General features: G+C 70.6%; 1 protein-coding gene. It reads left to right on the top strand.

The annotated features are described in order from the left end of the window. Nucleotides 1–51 precede the first annotated feature (51 nt). Nucleotides 52–1,302, top strand: a 1,251-nt coding sequence (locus ACSFA3_RS23815) for an MFS transporter (RefSeq protein ID WP_435507876.1), incomplete at its 3' end; no start/stop codon positions are given.

Genomic DNA, 1,302 nt, shown 5'->3' with positions numbered 1-1,302 from the left:
AAAATTCGGCTTCTGCCCGCGGCCGCCGGGCACCTTCCCAGGAGCCTGGCCTTGAACGCCTCCCCACCCGCGCTGGACAGCGCGGACACCGACATTTCCGTTTCTTCTTCTCCCGCCGCACCCGTCAATTTCCTGCGCGCGGTGCTCGCACTCGGCGTCGGCGGCTTTGCCATCGGCACCGGCGAGTTCGTCATCATGGGCCTGCTGCCCGAAGTGGCGAAGGACATCGACGTCAGCATTCCCCAGGCCGGCCACGTCATCAGCGCCTACGCGCTCGGCGTGGTCATCGGCGCGCCCGTGCTCGCGGTGCTCGCCGCAGGCTGGCGCCGCCGCGCGCTGCTGATTGCGCTCATGGCCGTGTTCGCGGCCGGCAACTTCGCCAGCGCCGCAGCCCCCAACTATTTGCTGCTGAACCTGCTGCGCTTTGCCACCGGCCTGCCGCATGGCACCTACTTCGGCGTGGCTGCGCTCGTGGCCGCCACGCTCGCGCCACCGGGGCGGCGAGCACGCGCCGTGGGGCTCGTCATGCTGGGGCTCACCGGCGCCACGCTGGTCGGCGTGCCCATCGCCGCCTGGCTGGGCCAGATCTTCGGCTGGCGCGCCGCCTTCGTGTTCGTCGGCGTGATCGCGCTGGTGGCCATCGTGCTGCTTCGCCGCGACATCCCCGACCTCGCAGCGCCCGCAGGCGCCAGCCCGTGGCGCGAACTCGGCGCGCTCAAGCGCAAGCAGGTGTGGTTCACGCTCGGCATCGGCGCCATCGGCTTCGGCGGCATGTTCTCGGTGTTCAGCTATATCAAGCCCACGCTCATCGAAGTGGCCGGCATGCCGCTGGGCGGCGTGCCCTTCGTGCTGGCGCTGTTCGGGCTGGGCATGGTCACCGGCAACCTCGTGGGCTCGCGCCTGGCCGACAAGTCGCTCATGCGCACCATCGGTGGCCTGCTGGTCTACGCGGCGCTGGTGCTCGCGATGTTCACCTTCGCGGCGCACAACGTCTTTACCGCGGCGTTCAACGTGTTCCTCATCGGCACCACCGTGGCCATCGGCCCGGCGCTGCAGATCCGCCTGATGGACGTGGCCGGCGACGCGCAGACGCTCGCTGCCGCGCTCAATCACTCGGCCTTCAACATGGCCAACGCGCTCGGCGCGTGGCTCGGTGGCGTGGCCATTGCGGCTGGCCTTGGTTGGACCTCGACCGGCTGGGTCGGCGCCTTGCTGGCGCTGGCGGGCATGGGCGTGTTCGGCTGGGCGGTGATGAGCGCGCGCGCCGTCGCCCGCCCCGGCGCCGTTCAACGCTCCCCAAGC

Source organism: Variovorax glucosi (assembly GCF_051216695.1).
In the GTDB taxonomy this organism is placed as follows: domain Bacteria; phylum Pseudomonadota; class Gammaproteobacteria; order Burkholderiales; family Burkholderiaceae_C; genus Variovorax.
The sequence above is the reverse complement of the archived record's forward strand: the minus strand, read 5'-3'. Positions and strand labels throughout refer to the sequence as shown.